Source organism: Mucilaginibacter sp. JRF (assembly GCF_015223065.1).
Taxonomy (GTDB): Bacteria; Bacteroidota; Bacteroidia; order Sphingobacteriales; family Sphingobacteriaceae; genus Mucilaginibacter.
The window spans coordinates 418638-440106 of sequence record NZ_JADFBY010000001.1 but is presented as its reverse complement, the minus strand read 5'-3'; the positions used below and the strand labels follow the sequence as shown (position 1 = coordinate 440106).

Below are 21469 nucleotides of genomic sequence, written 5' to 3'. Positions count from 1 at the left end.
AAGAGGGGGTAAATTTGCCCGTTATTATGTTAACTTTTCATGATATTATAATAACGTAATGCGTGTAAAACCTTATTTTGTCATTCTAAAATTTTCAAAAAAGGCGGCTTCAAAGTAAATGACGCCGCCTTTTTAACTAATATACCTTTGGCAAAGACTTAGGGTTTTCAATATGGATGGAGCGCTTATCCATAAATGTGCGCCCAAACATATCAACAGCCTTGATCTCTAAAGCATGATCACCAACACTTAACTCGGTACTTATACTTCCGCGCCATAAGTGTGAGGATACCTGCGCCCTTGATGGCCGCCTGCCGAACATTAATGTATCAGTAGTACCCCAGCGCATATAGCTTTGATGGTAAGCCGGGTCAACAGCCTGTTCTTGTTTCATGGGCGTCCACTTGCCGCCGTCAATGCGGTATTGCATGTCGCTGTTTTCTGTCCCCATAAAAAAGTTAGCGTAAAACTCAACCGACTCATCTTTACGGTGGGCAATAACCTTGGGCAAAAACACACCCATTTGGTAAGTTGCCGGTTTTCCGGCAACTTTATAATCAATGGTGTAAGTATTTCCGCTTATGTTTAAAAAAGCGTAGCCTTTCTCGGTACCATCGCGCATGGTGGCATAAGGTACCTTATTGCTATCCAACTCTCCCGAGTACCAATCACCGGAGGTTGTGCCCGCATTATACTCATGCACGGTACCGGCATGCGGCCAGCCTTCTTCCTGGTTGTAAAAATTCTGGCGTTGCAAATGGGTATGTCCTGAAAGCATTAATACATGGCGATGATTTTTCAGGTGCTCAAAAAGCTTAACCCTATCGGCCGCCCGGAAAGCCCTGCCACCGTAATCCTTCATCGGGATATGGTAAGCGAATACGATCAGCTTAGATGTATCGGTATTAGCCAGATCATTCTTTATAAACTCCAGCTGATCGGGTCGTAAACCGGCCCAATAGCCGTCATTCTTTCGTGGATCGGGAACCAGTATATCATCTAATATGATGAAGTGGGCATTACCATACTCAAAGGCGTAATTTGCCGGGCCGAACTGAGCCTCATAACTTTCGTCGGACAGCGAATCAACTTTCAGATCGAAGTTCAGATCGTGGTTGCCTACCATGTTGTACCACGGAATATTAAGGGTAGCCATTACTCGTTTATAGTCTGTAAACAAATTCAGGTTATCCCCTACCAAATCGCCCAGACTTAAGCCAAAGGCTACACCCTTTATCTGCTTTGCTTCTTCCAGTATACCCTTTTTAAACCAATCAATATCCTGCTGCGAATACACCTGCGGATCGCCGAATATCAGGGTACGGAATTGCTTATCCTCCTTTTTACGTAACAGCGCAAAATTTACTTCAGCAGGTAAAGGGCCTGTTGGTTTTACCGCCGGGTAGCGTAACGCCGGTGAACCCTGGGGTTTGTGAATGTAATAGAATTGCGGCAGCATTGACGAGTCAACAGGCACACCGAAACCCGATGGCTTGATAACAAAAAGGATGTTATCATTACCCACCGGCAACTCGTACTTACCATTCTTATCTGTTTTTATAACGTTTACGCCATTACTTACCGATATGGATTGTATGCCTTTTTCGCCACGATCTTTTTTACCATTGCCATTGGCATCTAAAAAAACATAACCTTTGGCCATTTGGGCAAGCGCTGCCGTGCCGTTAAGCAATCCCAACATCAGCATACATGCTGATAGCCCCCGGTATCCGGGCAATTTGATATTGATCTTCATGCTTTCAGGGTTTACGGCATTACTAATTTTTTCACTTCGCTAAAGTTATAAGCCTGCGGTATTTCGCCATTCATAGCACTCCTTACCCCTACGCGCACGTAATAGGTGTAACCACTTTTTAGCTCAACCTTGTTGGTAGCTGTACCCGCGGTTACTGAGGTTATAGAGGCATTGTTATTTAAAAATGCCTCGGCAGTAGCGCCTGTTAATACCGGGGTTAAACGCTGATCGTAATTGTTTGAACCCACATACTCGGTAGTGCTGATGAAAAGCAGTACCTGGTTCAGGTTTTGCTGATACGAAGGATTATCAGTACCGCGTGTTACACGTACATTGGCCGTTACCGTTCCGTTATTATTGGGTACTAAAGCCTGCTCGCCCCACTCTACCACAAAAAATGGCTCAACGGTAAAATCAACCTTAGTATCGCCGGATACCTTAACATTTTGCTGACCCGCAACAGGCACAAACGGCCCCTGCGGTATCATGGTGTAGGTACTCGCAAAAATTTTGTTGTTAACGTACGTACCGTTAAGCGCAACGTTTAAGTAATACTCCATTGGGTTTGAGCTGTACCCATAGTCAAGCATTTTTATCCTTACCGAGCTATTGCCGGTGTTTGCGTATACGGGGCGGCCCTCTCTATCCACAATACGTCCGCTTATTTTTCCTTCGGGCTCAGTATAGTTATCTACCTTGGTGCAAGCGCTCATTAAAAATAAGCCTGCCAACAAAAAACTATAAGCCAATACTTTATATTTCATTGTATTTTTATTTTACGTTCGTTTATCAATCAGATAATACTTTAAATATCAAGGACTTAATAACCCGGATTTTGTATCAGTTTAGGGTTCTTGCTGATCTGGTCAACCGGAATTTGCAGGTAATACCATGTTTCAGGGAATACACGCTCGGCATTACCAAGTTCAACACCCTTTACATCAAAAAACCATTTGTTAATTGATGGTACGTAGAATGCCAGGGCACCTTTAAGCTTACGTCGTGGATTGTCAGGAAACAGATCCTTAAATGTGCGCCAGCGTACCTGATCCCAGTAGGCTTTGCTTTCAAAGGCAAGTTCTTTTCTGCGCTCCTTGCGTATAACTTCGCGGGTAAGCTGCCCGGTACCGGTCATCAGGTTTGCACCTGCACGGCGGCGGATCTGCTGTATAGCATCATAAGCCTCCTGTAAACTACCGGCTGTTTCACCCAATTGGTTAAGCTCGTATATGGCCTCGGCACGTATAAGCAACACTTCGGCGTAACGCATATCCACCCAGTCAGATTCTGAACGGTTGTTGTCCAGCTGATTGGCGGGTACGGTTGGGTCCATCAGCTTACGCAGCAAAAAGCCGGTTCTGGTACCCCTGTTCTCACTGTTAAAAGCGCCACTTAAACCGGCCGCACGCATTTGCTGGCCGTTGCTCAGCGTAAAATACTTTTGGTCGATGTTACTGATAGAGGTTAATATGTTGGTGTTTGATTGATAGAGGTTGAAGTTATCGTTGCTATCATACAACTTGCTTAAACCCTCGGCCGGATAGTTACCTGTGTATATACCACGATACACTTCAATTACTGAACCTTTGTAGTTATCGCCCGGTAAAATTACTGTTGCCCTCAGCCTTGGCTCGGCGTTTTGAAAGGGCTCCATGGTGTTGTTATACAGCACGTATTTGTTGTTCTGGTCAACAAAATCGCCAATACCATCATAATCGCGCACCAGATCATACGACGGGGTTAAACCGCCTGAAAGACCGCCGATAGCCAACTGCAACGGACCATATACGGCATCCCATGAGTGTGGCAGATCAGGAAAACGGAAGTAACGTACAAATATCGACTCGGTGTTAGGCAGCTTTTGGTGGATATTTTGGAAGTTAACATATTGTGATTCCAGGTTACCTTCGGCCCAATCATCCATGTATAATTTATAACCGCCCTCGTCTACAACTTTCGATGCATCGTAGGCCAGCTTGTAGTAATAAGCAGCACGTGCCTTTGGAATACCACAAACCTGTGCCCCGCCGTTTTTAGAATCGGCCAAGGTAATGGTACTGAAGTTAGCTATTGAAGCGGCATATAACATAGCCTGAGCTTTATATGCAGCGGCCGAGTATTTATTGAAACGACCAGCGGCAGAAGTAGCACGCATGTTATCAATGGCGTACTGGTAATCAGTAGCTATGTTTTCCCAAACCTCATCCTCTGAGTTACGAGGAAGCGCGGCGGCTTCAAAATCCTCAATAACATCGTTTACAATTGGCACACCACCGTAGCGTTTTGCCATGGTTGTATAGGCAAATGCACGGATCATGCGGGCCTCGCCAAGCCAGTGCTTTACATCTTCTTCGCTGTGATAGCCGGCATATTGCGCCAGGGTTTTAATAAACATATTTACATCGCGCAGCAGCGAGTAGCCTTCACCAAACCATTGTACGGCCGGTAACATTTGCGTATCGCGGCCAACAGCCTCGCCGGTAATACCACCTACGTTGTGGGTTACACGTTCGTTATTAAAGCCACGGTTATGCGAGTAGCGAAAATCCTCCAACGGTAATGATGAATACATTTTGGCGAAGTAAGCCGTAATGCCATTGGTGGTTCTGAATATATCGTCGTTAACCAAAAGATTGGCCGGCGGAATATCCATCTTATTACATGAGGTTGATATGAGCGTGATCGTTACCACGATCATCAATATGCGATATATTTTTTTCATGATGATTTCTTAGAATTTGCAGGAAAGACTAACATTGAATGTTTTGTTAAGCGGGTACATATAACCGCCCTGGTCTTCGGGATGCTCGGGGTCAACAAAACTTACTGGCGAGAAGGTTAACAGGTTGTAACCACCCACAGCCAGCCTTGCCTTGCGGATGCCCACCCATTTGCTGATAGATACCGGGAAGGTATAACCCAGCTCAACATTTTTTAAGCGGATGTAACGATTGTTGTACATAGCGAACTGAGATTCGCGACCGGGATCAGAACCACCCGGCATTGGGTATTTACCCGGAATGAACTGTGTTTTTTGGTCAAACGGTTCGGCTGATGGGTTTGCAGGCCTCCAGCGGTCAAGGAAACGCTCGAGCGTATTGTCATAACCTGAATGCAGCGGGTGACGCAGAATTTCGTTATAAAACACGTTCGACATTGAAGCGCCTTGCCATAGCATAAAGAAATCCCAGCCTTTATACATTACGCTGGCATTTATACCAAAGTTTAACAACGGCGCAGCGCCAAAACCCATTGGGTGCATGTCCATATCATCAATCACACCGTCGCCATTCCAATCCTTATGGTAGTAGTTACCCGGCAATTCGCCACGGCTGGTATATACCGGAAACTCGGCAATTTCCTGAAAGCTTTGGTATTGGCCGCCTGCTTCAAGTCCCCACCATATATTACTATAGCGGTTTTGTGTATTGTTTCTCCAGTTATGGTATGCACTGCGGTCGCCTGCACGCTGCACATCCATATTCATGATACGGGTTAACGATACGTTACCGCCAACAGTATAAGTTATATTACGGAATGACGCTTTATGGTTAATGGCCAACTCAAAACCCTCATTACGGTCAGAGTTCAAATTCTCCAGCGGGAATGCCGCACCAATAGTACCCGGGATAGATTGTGCACGACTGGCTAACAAACCGGTACGGTTTCTTCTGAAAACATCAAAAGTTACGCCCATTTTGCCGTTCCACAGTTCCATATCAAAACCGGCATCCAGCATTTTTGATTCGTACCAGGTAATGTTGTAGTTAGGTATACCGGTGCTTGCCGCGCCGTTAACATACTTACCATCAAAAATGGCCGCGCCCGATGGGTAGTTGAAACCGCTAACAAACTGGTATGCTATACCCGAGTCATCACCCATTACACCGTATGATGCCCTGATCTTCAAATCACTGATAACACCTTTTAGCGACTCTTTCCAGAAACCTTCTTCAGACACGCGATAACCTACTGATGTTGAAGGAAAAAAGCCCCAGCGCCCGTTTTTAGGGAAACGTGATGAACCATCCATCCTGAAGGCGCCCTCAAACAGGTACTTGCCTTTGTAGCTGTAGTTAACACGACCAACGTACGATTGGTTGGCGTACTCAAATCGCTGGGCTACATCCATGCTACCCACCTGTTTATCGGCATCACCAGCAAAAAGTTCATCAATATCAAGGCTTAGCTGCCTTGATGCATAAAATCCGTCGCCTTGCTGTTTACGACCCTCGTGCAATACCAAAGCGCTAACATTGTGCACGTTGTTAAACACATTGGCATACTTTAGCGAGAAACGGTAGATGCTTGAACTACGCTCGGCAAAATCTCTCCTGATAGTGCTTGGCGTTCTCATGGCAAAGGTGCTGTAAATACCCGCTGCCTCGTCATAACGGAACTGCTCGTAAGCACGCGAATAGTTTTTTACCTCATCAATATTATAGTCATAGCTGTAAAATGCCTCGGCGCTCAGGCCCTTAATGTATGGCAGCTTATAGTTTAGTGATGCTGATGACTGAAGCGTTTTTGTATGGTAACGAATATATCCTACATAATCCCTGTTTATCCACGCCACCGGGTTGTTTGATTCGGATATGGTGGTGTGATAATAATATGGCGAGGTATTGTTGGCATAAATAGGGTCGATAGCTATCTGGCGCCATGACGCGCGGATAATATCATTGCTTGAAAACTGCGTGCGGTTACGCTCATCTGTTATAGCGCTCGTTTTCAAATCAAATGTCAGGTTTTCGTTCAGCTTTGAGTTTAGGTTAGCGCGCAGGTTGAATTTATCGTAATCAAAACCTTTATCGCTGTTAAAAAAGCTTTCCTGCTTTTGGTAGCCTAAACTGGTAAAGAAACGTGTTTTATTATTTCCGTTTGAAATACTCAGGTTATGCTGGCTTTGCGGTGCCTGATCGCGCATTACTGCGCTGTTCCAATCGGTTGACTGTCGTTGCCCTGAAGCAAAGGCTTCGATCATCTCCTGCGAGTAGCGCCAGGTTCCGGCACCGTCAACACGGTTCATATCAAGCTCATTGGCCAGGCGCATATAGTCAACCGCGCCTACAGTGCGTGGCAAGCCTGAAGGGCGCTGCCAAAGCATACTGCCATTATAATCAACATTAAAGGTTGAGTTTTCGGCACCGCTTTTAGTGGTTACCAATACAACACCGTTTGCCGCCTGTACACCATATACTGCTGCCGAAGCATCTTTTAGTACCGATATACTTTCAATATCATTCGGGTCAAGCTTGGCAATGTTATCACGCGGTACCCCATCAATAATTACCAGCGGGTTACCAAGTCCGCGAATATCCATTGAGCTACCGAACACACCCGGCTCACTATTTTGCTGCCTTACACGCAAGCCCGGTACCTGGCCGGTAAGGGCATTCATTACGTTCTCGTTCTTGGTACGTACAATGTCTTTATCCTGAATGGTGGCTACAGCGCCGGTTAGGGTAGCCCTTTTTTGGGTACCATAACCCACTACTACAACTTCAGTTAAGGCCTTTTCGTCGGTTTTAAGTACAACTGTTAACGGAGTGGCATCATTTACCTTAATTTCTTGTGTAATGAAACCGGCAAACGATATGATCAGCACATCGCCCTCGTCAATATTGCGGAGGGTAAACTCGCCTTTATTATCAGCAGCAACGGCAATGGTTTTGTCCTTTACCCTGATGGTTGCTCCGGGCAGTATAGCGCCGTTCTCATCAGTTACCTTACCCGAAATATTGATAAGGCGCAAGGCATTGTTCTCGATCAATATTACCGGAAGCTCGTTTCTGGTTACGATGATCGACCGGTCATCAACACTGTATTTTAAGGGTTGATCTTTAAAAATTTGCTGAAGAACATCCTTAAGTTCAACATTTTTTACATCGATGCTTACCGGGGTGGTTTTTTGCATGGTTTTCCTGATGAACAGGAAATCATAGCCGGTTTGGCTGCTGATCTTATCAAAGATCTTCTCTAACGAGGTATTCGTTTCTGATAAAGTTACTTTTTGAGCAAGAGATGTTGCACTTACCTGTAGCATTGTTAAAACAATTAGCAAGGTTGTAAGCTTCATAATCAACAGACTTTGGCTTATACAGCGTCGTAGCTGTACTGATTTTTTAAAGTAAATTGCGTACATTCGTGGTCTGGGTTTGTGGCAGGCCGATCTGCGTTAAAGAGGAGGCCTTTCACGTTAATAATGTTAAATTGTTATTCAATTCCAGATTTTCATGGTCATCCCCGGTGGCACCCGGTGATGGCCTTTTTTATTTGGAATACAAGGGTATTGTTAGGTATTCCTCGCTATGGCATAACTTTTATTCTCCTTCCTTCAATTTTAAAGTGTGCACCATCGGTTTTTTCAAGCATATTAAGTACCTGGCTAATATTCCTGAAACGGGATATTTTGCCAGTAAATAGTTCATCAGATGGTTTGCCGATATATTCTACCTCATCCACATCATACCAGCGCGACAGCTTGCGCATTATGCTGCCTATCTTTTCATCCTTAAACCTGAAATAGCCGTTCTTCCAGGCAATAGCTTCGTCAAGGTTGGCCATGCGTACTGTGAACTGGCTGGCCGATAGCAGCGATTGCTCACCCGGCTTAAGTATTGAGGTTTGCCCCGAGTGGTTTGAGCTTACCTTTACACTGCCCTGCACCAGGGTGGTAACAACGGCAGGCTCATCATCGTACGAGTTTACGTTGAATTGCGTACCCAGCACCTGCACCTGCTGGTTCAGGGTTTTAACAATAAATGGTTTTGAGGCATTATGGGCAACTTCAAAATAGGCTTCTCCGGTTAGTTCAACAACACGATCTTTCCCGGCAAACCTAACCGGGAATTTCAGGGATGACGATGCATTTAGCCATACCGTGGTACCATCAGCCAGATGCACCTGGTACTGGCCGCCTTTAGGGGTTTCGGCAATGTTATAACCAACCGGCCCATCGCTCTGCTCATTTCCATAAACTGAATAGATCAGTTGCCCGTCATCCGATTTTACAATGCTTACACCGGCCTGCTTGGCCAATTCTTCGCGGGTACTATCAGTTAATGCTATTTTTTTACCGTTAGATAATGTTAGCGTGGCAACATTGCCACCCGGGGCTATATCGTGTAGTTTTTGAGCTATTTGAACAGGTTGCTCATCCTTACGCTGCATATACAATGCAACCGTTACCGAAATGCATAGCAGCACAATAGCGGCTGCGGCATATTGCCAGTAAGGCTTAATTCGTTTAACACGGTGTTTAGGCAGCTTTTGATATATAGAAGCTTTCAATGCCTCCTGATCTATATACTCAGGGTCAGCAGTTTTTTTACTGAGAACCTTGTCATACAGGCTTTCCAGCAATAGCTTTTCTTCTTCTGTACAGGTACCTTCGGCATATTTGGCCAGCAGTTCCTCTACTTGTTTTGGGGTCATTATATAAACAGTTTAAAGTCCGTTTATATTAATGACCCCTAACCCCGGCGTTGGTATACATCCGGATTAAAATTTTTTTATTTTATCAGGAAGATAAGTAATGAAAGCAATGGCGACAGCTTTGCACGTAAGGAATTTAATGTACGGTGCATGGTGGTTTTTACACTATTTTCGGCAATACCCATTTCTTCTGCAATTTGCTTATGGGTAAGCCCTTCTTCGCGACTTTTAATATATACCTGTTGCATTTTTGGCGGGAGCGCCATCACCTCAACTTCCAGGCATCGTAATAACTCTTTAAGATCAACGCTTTCATCTATCGCGTTAATGCCTTCATTAAAGGCCAGGGCAAGTTCGTTGGCAAAAGCTTCTCTCCTGCCGCCTTTAGCTATCAGTTTTAAACACCTGTTTCTAACGGCAGTGTATAGGTATGCAGCAAGCGAACTCTCCAACTGCCATTCATCCGTACGGCACCACAGAGCTGTAAAAACATCCTGAAGCACGTCGGCCGCGTCGGCCTCATCGTTAAGAATTTTATAGGCATGAATAAACTGAGCCCGCCAATACCTATCGTAAATTTCGGTAAATGCCGCATGATCCTTTTTATTCAATAAGGAAACCAGTTCTGAATCTGTTATCTCACCGTAGTGCGGCATCTTAAGGGTGCTGAAATTACAGGCGCAATATTACTGGTTATATCGCTCGCCTACCGAGAGCACCCGATTATGCTTTTGTTAAATAATATTTAAGCACTATGTACAATGTGAACATAATTAATAACAGAGTATCAATACCCATTAATGAGATGATAAGCCATATTTTTTACATTCTTGAATAGCGTAATCCAAAATAGCATCTCTGCCCGCAACATCATCAGCCAGGGTGTTTACTACAACAGTATCAGGCTTTAAGCCACCTTCTATATTTTCGCCGGATGAGGTTAACGCTATTGATGCCGAATAAGTTAGTCGCCACCCGTTTGACAGTTCATAATTAAACGGTGTGCCCCCGCCTCCGCCTGTTTGATCGCCAATTATATGAACATTGGGTAGTAGCGACATATACAGCACAAAATCATTACACGAACTAAAACATCGGCGATTGGTTAGTACACAAACTACTGAATACGATATTGGGTTATCATCCGGATCAAGATACTTGGCAACGGGTGGAAAATAAGCTTCATTGTCAGATGCTTTGCGATAGATATCGTATTTTAACAACTGCCGCTGCGTTAAAAAAGCCCGTACCAATTTATCAACCAATATCGATTCGCCGCCGCTGTTATCACGCACATCAATAATTACTTTATTGAACTGACGCAGCCTTGCCAATATCCTGTCAATATCAGCTACGGAAAGTTCACTCTTAAACGTCGGTATATGGATATACAGAACACCATTAAACACATTCAATGTCGCTAAGCCAATTTTTTCAGTGTTGACGAAATATTTGCTTTCGAGAAGTTCAAAATTAAAATTATGGTCGTATGGCAAAAAATATCCGGTGTATGTATACGTTTGGCCTGTTGCTGAAAGCGCCATATGCCCATCGCGCAAACTATCAAGCATGGCCGAGCATATTTCAAAAAGTTCCTGATCGGTAGTGTTCACTGTAACTTTAGCACTATACTCATCCCGAATGTTTTTCCAGTTCACTTTTTTATAACTGAGCATAGCATACCGCTCGTTAATTACATTCCAAAGTTCATTAAATACCTTAACGGGATGATATGACGAATCCTTTAACTCCTGCTTTTGGCAAGCAGCAATTAATAAAGCTATCAACAGAAATACAATTCTTGATTTCATAACCCTACACTGTAGCTTATAAACAAGGTATTAGATGCCACGGTAACTTCTTGTTCATGTTTCATTTGATAATTACTCCGGGTATAACCAATGCCAATGGTGTGTTTAGGGTTTATATGTTTTTCTATAACCGTTTGCCAGTTAACGGCTGTATAGCCACCAAAGCTTGTTACATAAATATTGTTTACATAAGTACTGAACTGAGGTTGCTGAACAGTATTCTCATCGTTATTTACATAGCCTGAGCGTGTAATATTCGAAATAAAAGGGCTGGTCAGCCTTGTTTTAACAATTAGTGGATGTTGCCTTGATATACTGTAAGAAGCATCAATTGACAGGGCCATACTTCCGGCGAATTCAAAAAAATCCCGGTTATTAATAAATTGATTATGCTTACGGGTAGCCAAAAAAGTTTGCATTTCAAGTCCGCCATTAATTTTTACGCCTGCCAGACTGGCAATCGGTAGCATCACGGTGTAATTTGCACCTACAGTTTTTGAAGCTAATATTGATGTGTTAATATCATTGCTGAGATTACCTTGCTGATAGCTGATTGAAACCTGCTGAGATATAAATTTATTATGAAAATCGGCACCAAAAGTAAAACCCGGTAAAGATCCCTGATATACTAAGGCCGACATATCATTATCCCTTATTTTTGTATCAACAAGCTTTGCTTCAAAATAAAAATCACGGCTATTGCCCGACTGTGCAAAAGCAGTAAACGGGCATAGCCAACACACGCATGCTAATAACATACATTGCCAAACCGATATTTGCAGACTTAGCCGCACTAAAACCCGTAATTGGTTGTTACCGGATAAAAATTCGTCCAGCCATCCATCCAGTTGATTGTACCGAATGCACCTCGGTAGTTTACCTTATTAAAAAACACTTTATCAAAATCACTTCCGCTAAAATTTGCTCCTGTTAATGCGGCTGAACCTGCGCGTGGTAAAGTGTTCGGTAATTGAAAATTGAATGGATCTGCTAACGCAATATCATCGGGAGATTGATGGCGCGTATTGTTATGGCTTTCAGCATACTCAATAACCGCCGTAGTATCAACCGAATAAACATAGCTCATATCAACAGTGTAAGCATCGGTAAAATTATTACTGTGTGCCATGTTATAACTAAATTCGGTCGAGCCATCAAGCAAATGCATGGCTGCCATATCATCACTAAATTTAAGACCGCCTTTAGGCATGCCCATCAATATGGAATTTCGCAAAGCGATGTTGCTGTTGTAGTTCATATTAATGGCAGCATTCCACGGTTGCATATCATTATAACCCGGATTGTTATATGGCCCAATAACCGTTAAGTTTGAAATTACCGGTCGTGTATTTCTCTCTATCGGGTTGTTAACTATATCATTTAAAACTAAAATGCCATCGCAGGTATAAATAAAGCTACCCGGCGCTGCAAAGTAAGGATGCTTGTAGCTAAGCAAAAACTGTTGGTTACCATTGTAACCATTGGTATATAAAAAACCGGCTCCACGTGTGTTAAATGCTATCAGGTTACGCGCGTTTACGGTGCCACCAAAAAAACCGAACCCCGATGTTTGCGTATAGCTTACCTGTACATTTTCAATTACGGTGCCGCTGCCTACTCCCACACATGTTAAACCATATGAATCAACAGATGATATCCCCGCGAATTCGATCCGCACATACTTTAAAACGCCTGAATTATCGGCGGGGTCTTCTCCTCCGCCCGGAGGCACATTAGCTCCACGGGGGGCAATAGTAAGGGATGGCATGCCCGTGTTTTCATCATAAGCGCTTACCGGTGCATTACCTGCTATGTACAGACCGCCCCAATCGCCATGCTGGCGCTGCGATGCCGGAGAGCCTGACGTAAAAACAATAGGTTGTTCCTTTGTACCCTCGGCAATTATTTTTGCGCCCCTGTCAATAATAAAAAAGTCTGAACGGCCTTCGCCACCTGCTGTGTTACGGCTTTTTATTACCGTACCGGGCGCAATGGTAAGCACGGCATTATTGGTAACCAATACCGATGTTTCAAAGGTATAAACCGAATCACTACTTAACGCGCGATCGGCACGTATTTCACCGGGTAACTTGGCTATAGGTTTATTACCGCTTAATTCGCCGTCATTTTTTTTGCAGGAGAACAAGCTTAAACACAAACACAGAGAGAAAAATGTGATGTATATATTTTTCATTTATTGAACTGTAAGATTTACTTAAAAACCTTTTTGGCGTTTCCGCCAAAAAGGTCAACATAATTAGTTTTTACACAGGTAGATGATAGTATGCTTAGAATTTAGTCCAGCCGGTTGAGCCTGAACGTACAGTAGCCCAGTTACCTGTGCCGGTACCGGTTGCACCGGTATGAGCGAACGCGCCACGGAATGCCACGGTCAGGAATGTTTTTGAACGGGCAACAGGGCTTGTTGATGATGCAAATGATGAGCTGGTAAAGTCGGCACCACTTGCAGCAGCAGCTGTTGATGAATTGATAAAGAACTGAGTTGAGTTAACGCTTGTTAAGTTAAACGGATTAACAAGGTTAGCAGCGCTTGCAGTAGCCAATTCAACGTTAGTGTTGGTTGCATTGGTAAGGAAGGTTTTAAGTGTAGCATCAGTGTATGATGTAGTACCTGTTGCTACCGCGAATGCTTTATTAGCCGCGTTGCTGTGTACAAAGTTCTTTCTAAACTCTGAAGTACCGGCGGTTAAGCTATCAGCAGTTACATTACCATCAATTAATAAACCAGCAGCCGGGAAGCCCAGGAATATTGAGTTACGAACTTTTAAACCAGTGTTTCTGCGGAAGTGTGCGCCAGCCTGGAACGAGCCATCAACACCTGTAGCAGAAGTTACCGGGAAATCAGGATTTGAGTCGGCAACACCGTTATTACCCAGTATGGTTAAGTTTGATATAACCGGACGGGTACGTGGTGTATTGGTAGCGATACCGGTATTATCGTTATCACACTCAATACCGTTTGATTTTGATTGATCATTGATCTCCGGATCTCTTAAAGCAAGTAAAAACTGTAATGAACCCTGGTAACCAAAGTCAAAATCAAAGTCATCATCAATAGCACGGTATGAGATCAGGTATTTAGGGTTAACAGTACCGCCAAAAAACTCAAACGAGTCGTCGCCACTGTAGCTAACCTGTACGTGATCAACCAATGTACCGGCACCAACACCGCCAAAAGTTAAACCATTAACCTCGTTATTGTTACCTATAGCACCTTGATAAACGCCACCGGCATACTCAACACGGGTATAAGTAATGTTACCGCTGTTATCGTTAGCGTTTGCGCCACCATATTGGGTATCGCTGCTTGCAGGTATACCTTCAATAGTTGTAGTGGTTGGTTTATTGGTTGGAGCACTGCCTAATACAATAATACCACCCCAATCGCCATTTGCCGGAGTAGCCTGGTTTGATGTAAATATAACCGGGTTGTTAACTGTACCATTTGAGTTTAATCGGCCGCCTCTGGCAACAAGCAATACACCTTTTTGACCAGCTGCGCCAAAACCTTTAAGTGTTGTACCGGCAGGTATGTTCAATACAGCACCGCTTTTTATGGTTACTATACCTTTTATAATGTAAGTTTTAGTAGCCACCAGGTTTACTGTACCGGTAACATTGTTTTTAAGCGTATCGATATTAGGGTTTGTGCCCGGTACTACATCGCGTACTAAACTGCTATCCTTTTTACATGCGGTGAAAGCCACAGCCGCGATAGCAGCAATTGATAATATTTTTGAAATTGTTTTCATGGTGAGTAGAAAAATTGTTAAGATTGTGTTAATTATTAAACTGCCAAGTTTTTAATTGCATTTTGAGTGGCCCCGGCCTTGCTGGGGTTACGCTCATGATGTTTTACTTTCGTTTTTTTCTCCTCCGCTTTTCAGGGTGTTTGTATTTATATAGGATTTATTAGTGCGTTGGTGTTTACTTTTTAAATGTATAGGTGAGCGTTAATGTATAGTTAGCGAATGATCTGCGCGAGTACACGGTAGCATCATAAACATTCCCTGAATATTTGCCATTCAGGTCAAAATCCTGGTAATTAATAAATGGGCTGTTCAATACATTTGCGGCATTAAACCTCACCTCAAATTGCTGTTTCATGAATTTTTGCCCGATTTGCAGATCGAGCTGATTGCGTGGATTTTCATAAATATCCGGATAGGTACTGATGTCTGAACGGTCTTCGGCGGTAGTACCTACTATCACTATGCGGCGGCCCGACCGGTTAAATGCAGCCGAAAAAGTAAACGTATTCTTTAGCGCGTTTACCAGTATACCGGCGTTGAGCAAGTATGGCGATTGCCCCATTAATGGCCTCTCTTTTAACTTCTGATCCACATCAGGACGATCTTCAAGCCCCTGCACATTACCCGTGATCTTGGAGTGGATACGCGAATAATTACCAAACACCACCAAATTTTTAAGCCATTCAGGCCCTGTACCGAAATACAGGTTTTTACGCATCTCAAACTCAAAGCCCCAGTTTGTGGCACCTTCAATATTGGTGTAAGTACGTATAAAGCCTGATGTTGAGGTGGTTGCCTGTGTGGTAGTTTCAACGGGATCTTTCAACCGTTTACGGAATAACGATGCCGAAAATATTTCACCCGCGCTTGGAAACCACTCAGCCCTGAAATCGAGGTTTTGAATTGTACCCCTGTTTAGGTCAGGATTACCACGGGTGATGTAACCGGTAACAAAATCAAAGTACTCATAAGGGCTTATCTCCCTAAACTCAGGCCTGGTAAGTGTTTTTGAATAAGCGCCCCGTATGTTTACCGTTTTTAACGGACTATATATTAAACTCGCTGAAGGCAATACATCAGTATTATAGCGTATATAATCAACCGGATTTTGATCAACACCACTGCCACCACTACCGGGCAAACGGGTTGAAAGCTCTTTGCTGGTGCTCAGGCTCATGGTATAAAATTCTATACGTGCGCCATATATCAGTTTAAGGTTATCCAAAACATTGCTTTCCATATTGGCAAATGCCGATGCCAGGTTGGCGCCGCCGGTATACTCATTGGCCGGCAATTCATAGTTAACCACTACCAGGCCGCCGGGTCTGAAATTTTCAGGACTAAGTATTTTATCTATCGGTTGGTTAAGGTTTATAGGAGTTGGCGAAGGGAAGCCCTGATCATTATCAGTATTAACACCACGGGCAGCATCAAAATAACCTAAATTACGGGTAAAGTACTCACGTTTTCTGAATTGTGTAAAGGCCCCCGCCTTAAATAACTGAGGCTGATCTTTTACCTTAAATGGTGTCGCGACTGCGAAATTTACATTATAGGCATCTTCCTTAAGGTCGGTAAACAACCTGCTGGATGACTGTATTGAACCGAACTCGGGCACAAAATAATTTTGATCCCGATAACGGGCTGTATCAATTGGGTACAAATTGACATAACCTAAGCGAGTTTGATTGGGTTCGTACTTTTTTACCTTGTTGTAAGCAATATTCCAGGTAAGCGTTACCGGTTCAGTAAGCCCCAATTTATGTTCGCCCTGTAATTGTGTGCCCAATAACGTTTTTTGGGTAGGATGCATGTCAGTGACCATAGTTGGCGCTATGTCGCTAAAATCATTACCCTGAGTACGTTCGCCTGTTCTGAGTGTGGTGATGGTTTCAAAATCACGATTGAACATGCTTTTTATTGAAACCTTATTTTTACCAAACTGATAAGCTACGTTAAGTAAAGCCCCCGCGTTAACCAGATAGCGATATCCTCTTTCATAAGGGAATGAACGCAGGTAGGCCAATGAATCGCCCGGCGCTGCTGTTCCGCTAAACCGGCGCAAGCGGGCAAGGTCATACCTTTCTACCTGATCAATGGTTTCATCGTGCCGGTAATTAGCCAGCGCAACTATGCCCAGTTTTGAATCGGTAAAATTGAAAGTTTTACCATAACCTAACTGCAATTGCTGAATTGGCCTCGCATTGCCAGCGCCTACAGGCGCCCAGCCTTTACTTAATGCATTACTGATCCTGAATCTTTCTTCGGGGTATAATTTATTGAATTCAGCATAGCTGCGGTTAAGCTCACGCGGTAGCGCCCGACCTCCATCATCATGGCCTAACCAGTCGCTGCCCCCGTTATGATCTTTAAAAAACGGCTTACCTGTTTGCCCCGCATACACCCCTGAACCCATGGCTACTGATATAAAATCCTGATCAGGAAAATCCTTAGTATTAACCTGCACTACCCCACCTGCAAATTCACCGGGCAGATCAGCCGTGGCTGTTTTGGTTACAATAACACTTTCAATGGCTTGTGCGGGTATAAGGTCGAGGCTGAAGGTTCTTCTGTCGGGCTCGGTGCTTGGTAACACACCTCCATTAAGCATGGTGTAGTTATATCTATCGGCCAAACCTCTAACAACAACATACTTACCCTCCAATATACTTACACCGGTAATTCGCTTAATAGCATCACCGGCATTGCGGTCGGGTGTTCGGCGTATCAAATCGGCTGATATACCATCGGTAATTGCCGTATTATTTCGTTGCAAGGCATATAATGATGATTGCGATTCGCGCCTGAAAGAACTGGTAACCGTAACCATTTGCAACTCATTGCTCGCGGCATTTAACGCGATGTTCAACAATGTCACATCGTTCTCTTTTACTTCTACTCCGGTTATCTTTTTGGCTTGGTAACCCATATACCTGAACTCAACGCTATAGGTACCCGGTTGTAAACTCAACGAATAGTTACCTTGCAGATCAGACGAGATACTTACATTGTTGCTGGCAAGTACTGTAACGCCGGGTAAAACCTCGCCCGTTTTCGCATCTGTTATTTTACCCGATATTCTGCCCGGAGCCGCGTTTTGATCGTGCTTACGGCCATCATAACCAATAGTAATATTATGGTTTACCACATGGTATGAATAGTCTGTGCCTTGCAGCAACTTATCCAGTATGGTGTTTAAGGGAGTATTTTTAAAGCTGTAATTTTTCACCCTGATATTCATCAGCAGATCTTTATTATAGGCAAAGTTCAACCCTGATCGTTTTTGCAACAGGTCAATACCATCAGCCAATAAATGTGAGTTGAAGTTTATGGTAAGCTTTACATTTTCGAGCCTTTGCGCTTTAACATTAGCCGCGTTCAACACACTGCAAGTACTCAAAATAATGGTTGTGAATAAGGTAGAAATTCTCATAAATTGCTTTATGCACGTGAAAGGTATAATCATATATTTGCTTATGGTTTTAGGTGAATAGAATAGCCTTGAACATAACAGCTCCATCTCCACTGCCAAACGGAATAAAAGCTGATTTAAACGGAAACTGTTAGCGCAGTTTCCGTTTTCTTTTTTATATGTAATAATGTTTAGTTAAGATCAGTACATAGTTATCGTTTTGGTTTTATTGTTTATTGAATAGGTAGTGTTGTTAATATTGCTTAGCATATCCATTACATCGGTTATGCGGTCATTTCGTTTAACCGTGGCCGTAAAATGCAGCTTAACAGTATTTGAATTTGTAGTTTGCAGTTTATAGCCATAGGTATTTTGCAAAACTGCTTGCAAACCGGTAAAATTTATTTGATCCATCATTATCTCACCATTCATCCATGCCTTGGCAACAGATGATTTGGTGCTGACTTTCGTCGAGCTATGTTTATTCAGATCGAAATTTATTTGCTGGTCAGGGATTAAAAACTCAAGTAGCTTTTTATTATATAATACGCCTACCTTACCCGTAGCTACTGAAACTTGAATTGATGATTGATAGCTGTACGCCTTTACATTAAATGAGGTACCTAACACTTGCGTTACCAAACCCTTGCTGTGAACTATAAAGGGCTTTTTATCATCGTGTTTTACATCAAAAAAGGCCTCCCCCTCTAATAGTTCAACTTCGCGCTCACTGGCATTAAAAACCGTTGGATATTTTAGCTTCGAGCCTGAATTGAGCCATATCTTACTGCCGTCAGCAAGAGCAACAGATTTCATTTGGCCTGGTTCAACAGTTACAGTGGTAAATGTAACCGAAGCCTTGCCGGTAAGAGTTGTTGTTTTGTAGATGTAAAAACCTAAAATCGCAGTTAATCCCGCTATCAATATGGAAGCGGCAATCCTCAACCACCAGCTATTCCCGTTTTTCTGTGCCGGGACATTTATATTGGTATGTATTTTTTTGAGAAGATGATCTGACTCAGAATCACTAATAAGTGAACCACCTAAAACTTCATCAGGGATTGGAGCCTGGTCAAAAGAATTGTACCACTCATCAAGCAAATTTTGCTCAGCATTTGTAAGCTGATCTGTTGCATGCTTTTCAATAAGGTACCGTATCTGTTCTTCTGATAAATTCACTGTTTCGCTTTTATACCTACCAATTCGGATAAAAACGATGAGAGTACCATACAGTACAGAACTTTAATAATCAGAAAACATTAGCTTAACACAATGGCGGGATACTCAGGAAGCATTATAATCATCCAAAGCAAGTTTAAGCTTTTTAAGTGCGAGCGATATTTGGTTTTTAACCGTTTGTGAGGATATGGACAGGCGCTCGGCTATTTTATCATTACTAAGGTACTCACGACGGCTTAATATGAAAACTTCGCGCATTTTCTCGGGCAAGCGTTCAATTTCATTGTTTAACAAAGTTTCCAGTTCCTTATTTAAAAATCGCTCGTTATCTGTATTGAACTTAGCTTCCAATTTATCATCGCACAAAATAACCGGTATAATATCACGATCCTTATTTTTATAAAAGAAATCGACTATTTTATTTTTCAGTGCTCTGAAAAGATATGGCCCGAGGGGTAATTCCTCATCAATGCTTGCCGCGTTGTGCCATAGCGATACAAATACTTCCTGTAATATGTCCTGCACATCCTCTTTGCTGCGTAAACGCTTATAAGCCATGGCATACATATCCTTACTATAACGTAAGTACAGCTCATTAAAAGCATGAACATTATGCTGCTTGAGCATAATAATCAATTTCTTTTCAGCAAAGGCTTTCACTTTTAATTATCGGTTAATGTTTAGGACAAGCAAAGCTATCAACTAAATATGGGTTGATAATTAAATAAATACTAATTAATTGTTACTGTGAGGTTACAGCATTACATACGTATACATAAAAAGGGGTTATACTACAATAGTAGCATAACCCCTTTTAGTTAAAATAATGAATAGTTTTATTATTCGGTAATGATATTAAAACCATTCAACCTGCCGCTCTCTTTCAGGTGGAATGTTTCTTTTACTTCGCCGGTAACCGGGTTGTATTGATTTACACCTGAGTAAGCTTCGCCGGTATTATTTGACAGGAAGTAGATTTCACCATTATGGAAAAACGGATTTTGCGTGCCGTAAAAACTATCCGCAGGTATGGCCAAACGTTTTGCTTTTTTAGTGGTCGCATCAATCTCGTTCCAGTACCAAACATCGTCACGGTATCTTACACCATGTTGCGCACCACCGTAGTATGATACCGCACGCGAAGGAATAGTGGTGTATATTTTGCTATCGTAAACAAACAAACGGTTAAATTCAGCAGGGAACTGATAGCTTTTAATGTCGATAGAGAAATCCTGATCAAACTCAGTAGAGCCACTTTTAATACGCAGTATTTTTGATGAATAGTCTGATGGTTGTCTTTTCATATCGCCAACAGCTACAAAATAAAGGTCCTTTGTTTTCTCATCAAGGCTCCAAAGCACGTGATCAATAAACACGCCTAAGTTGGTAGTACCTGCAAATTTGGTAACGTTAAGTATCTTTTTCTGAGTAAGATCATACACCGCGATAGCTACTTCTTTATTTTGCGGAGTTACCTGCCAGTCGCCGGTTAGTTTAGTGCCTAATAAAAGGTCAACGTACAGTTTATCGTCACGTTTAGCTAATATCAGCTGGCCTACCGATTCATTTGGCAAACCTTCAGATAATGAACTAAAATCGATCTCGCCTGTACGCTCCATTGTAGTTGGGTTAAACGTTTGTATTTTCAAACCACCTCTAACATCATCCCAATAATAACCTTCTGTTGAACTGGCCACCAGGTAATTAGTAATGTAAGCCGTTGATTGCGAAGCCAGGAATTTATCTTCCGCCACGCGTCCGTCAGCATTAAGGTTCAGTTTCAGGATACCTTGCGCATTAGTAGCGCTGTTAACTTTATAAAGGCTTTTGCCAAATGTACGACCGCCTAATGAACTGGTTACCTGGAAAAACGGAATATTTGCCAAGTTGATCTCACGGGCCTTATTATCTTTTAAAGCGTAGATACCGCCACTCCAGTTGGCCTGTGCATTGTAAATGATCCAAGTTTCGTTTGCCGGTAAATCCGTATCAGGCGTTGTTGGGGTTGGTTCAGTGCTGTCGCTTTTACTGCATGAACCTAAAAATGCCAGTGCCGAGAAGCCGATCATCATGGCACAAAACTGTTTACGTTTCATATTAG

14 protein-coding genes are annotated in these 21469 nt (G+C 42.9%); all 14 read right to left on the bottom strand.

Features of this window, described 5'->3' with window-relative positions; genetic code table 11:
• Positions 1 to 136: 136 nt before the first annotated feature.
• On the bottom strand, positions 137 to 1756 hold the full coding sequence (locus tag IM792_RS01775; protein ID WP_194099959.1) for a calcineurin-like phosphoesterase family protein: 1620 nt from the start codon (positions 1754 to 1756) through the stop codon (positions 137 to 139).
• An 11-nt stretch (positions 1757 to 1767) separates the two neighbouring features.
• On the bottom strand, positions 1768 to 2520 hold the full coding sequence (locus IM792_RS01770) for a DUF3823 domain-containing protein (RefSeq protein ID WP_194099958.1): 753 nt from the start codon (positions 2518 to 2520) through the stop codon (positions 1768 to 1770).
• A 56-nt stretch (positions 2521 to 2576) separates the two neighbouring features.
• Positions 2577 to 4478, bottom strand: coding sequence for a RagB/SusD family nutrient uptake outer membrane protein (locus IM792_RS01765; protein WP_194099957.1), 1902 nt, complete (start codon positions 4476 to 4478; stop codon positions 2577 to 2579).
• A gap of 9 nt (positions 4479 to 4487) precedes the next feature.
• Positions 4488 to 7802 (bottom strand): TonB-dependent receptor, encoded by a 3315-nt coding sequence (locus IM792_RS01760; RefSeq protein WP_194099956.1) that lies wholly within the window; start codon positions 7800 to 7802, stop codon positions 4488 to 4490.
• A 263-nt stretch (positions 7803 to 8065) separates the two neighbouring features.
• Positions 8066 to 9193, bottom strand: a complete 1128-nt coding sequence (locus tag IM792_RS01755) for a FecR family protein (RefSeq protein WP_194099955.1) — start codon at positions 9191 to 9193, stop codon at positions 8066 to 8068.
• Positions 9194 to 9270: 77 nt separating this feature from the next.
• Positions 9271 to 9849 (bottom strand): RNA polymerase sigma-70 factor, encoded by a 579-nt coding sequence (locus IM792_RS01750; RefSeq protein ID WP_194099954.1) that lies wholly within the window; start codon positions 9847 to 9849, stop codon positions 9271 to 9273.
• Between the two features lie 141 nt (positions 9850 to 9990).
• Positions 9991 to 11004 (bottom strand): S41 family peptidase, encoded by a 1014-nt coding sequence (locus IM792_RS01745; RefSeq protein WP_194099953.1) that lies wholly within the window; start codon positions 11002 to 11004, stop codon positions 9991 to 9993.
• Positions 11001 to 11645: a hypothetical protein gene (locus IM792_RS01740; protein ID WP_194099952.1), complete on the bottom strand. Its 645-nt coding sequence runs from the start codon at positions 11643 to 11645 to the stop codon at positions 11001 to 11003. The genes IM792_RS01745 and IM792_RS01740 overlap by 4 nt, the downstream gene beginning before the upstream one ends.
• A 152-nt stretch (positions 11646 to 11797) precedes the next feature.
• Complete coding sequence (locus IM792_RS01735; protein ID WP_194099951.1) at positions 11798 to 13198, bottom strand: hypothetical protein; 1401 nt, start codon at positions 13196 to 13198, stop codon at positions 11798 to 11800.
• A 94-nt stretch (positions 13199 to 13292) separates the two neighbouring features.
• Positions 13293 to 14777 carry a T9SS C-terminal target domain-containing protein gene (locus IM792_RS01730; protein WP_194099950.1) on the bottom strand — a complete coding sequence of 495 codons (1485 nt, stop codon included), beginning with the start codon at positions 14775 to 14777 and terminating at the stop codon, positions 13293 to 13295.
• Between the two features lie 175 nt (positions 14778 to 14952).
• Positions 14953 to 18210, bottom strand: a complete 3258-nt coding sequence (locus IM792_RS01725) for a TonB-dependent receptor (protein WP_194099949.1) — start codon at positions 18208 to 18210, stop codon at positions 14953 to 14955.
• Positions 18211 to 18390: 180 nt separating this feature from the next.
• Positions 18391 to 19368 (bottom strand): FecR family protein, encoded by a 978-nt coding sequence (locus IM792_RS01720; protein ID WP_194099948.1) that lies wholly within the window; start codon positions 19366 to 19368, stop codon positions 18391 to 18393.
• A gap of 105 nt (positions 19369 to 19473) precedes the next feature.
• On the bottom strand, positions 19474 to 19995 hold the full coding sequence (locus IM792_RS01715; RefSeq protein WP_194099947.1) for an RNA polymerase sigma-70 factor: 522 nt from the start codon (positions 19993 to 19995) through the stop codon (positions 19474 to 19476).
• 212 nt (positions 19996 to 20207) lie between these two features.
• Positions 20208 to 21464, bottom strand: coding sequence for a hypothetical protein (locus IM792_RS01710; protein WP_228084884.1), 1257 nt, complete (start codon positions 21462 to 21464; stop codon positions 20208 to 20210).
• Positions 21465 to 21469 lie beyond the last annotated feature (5 nt).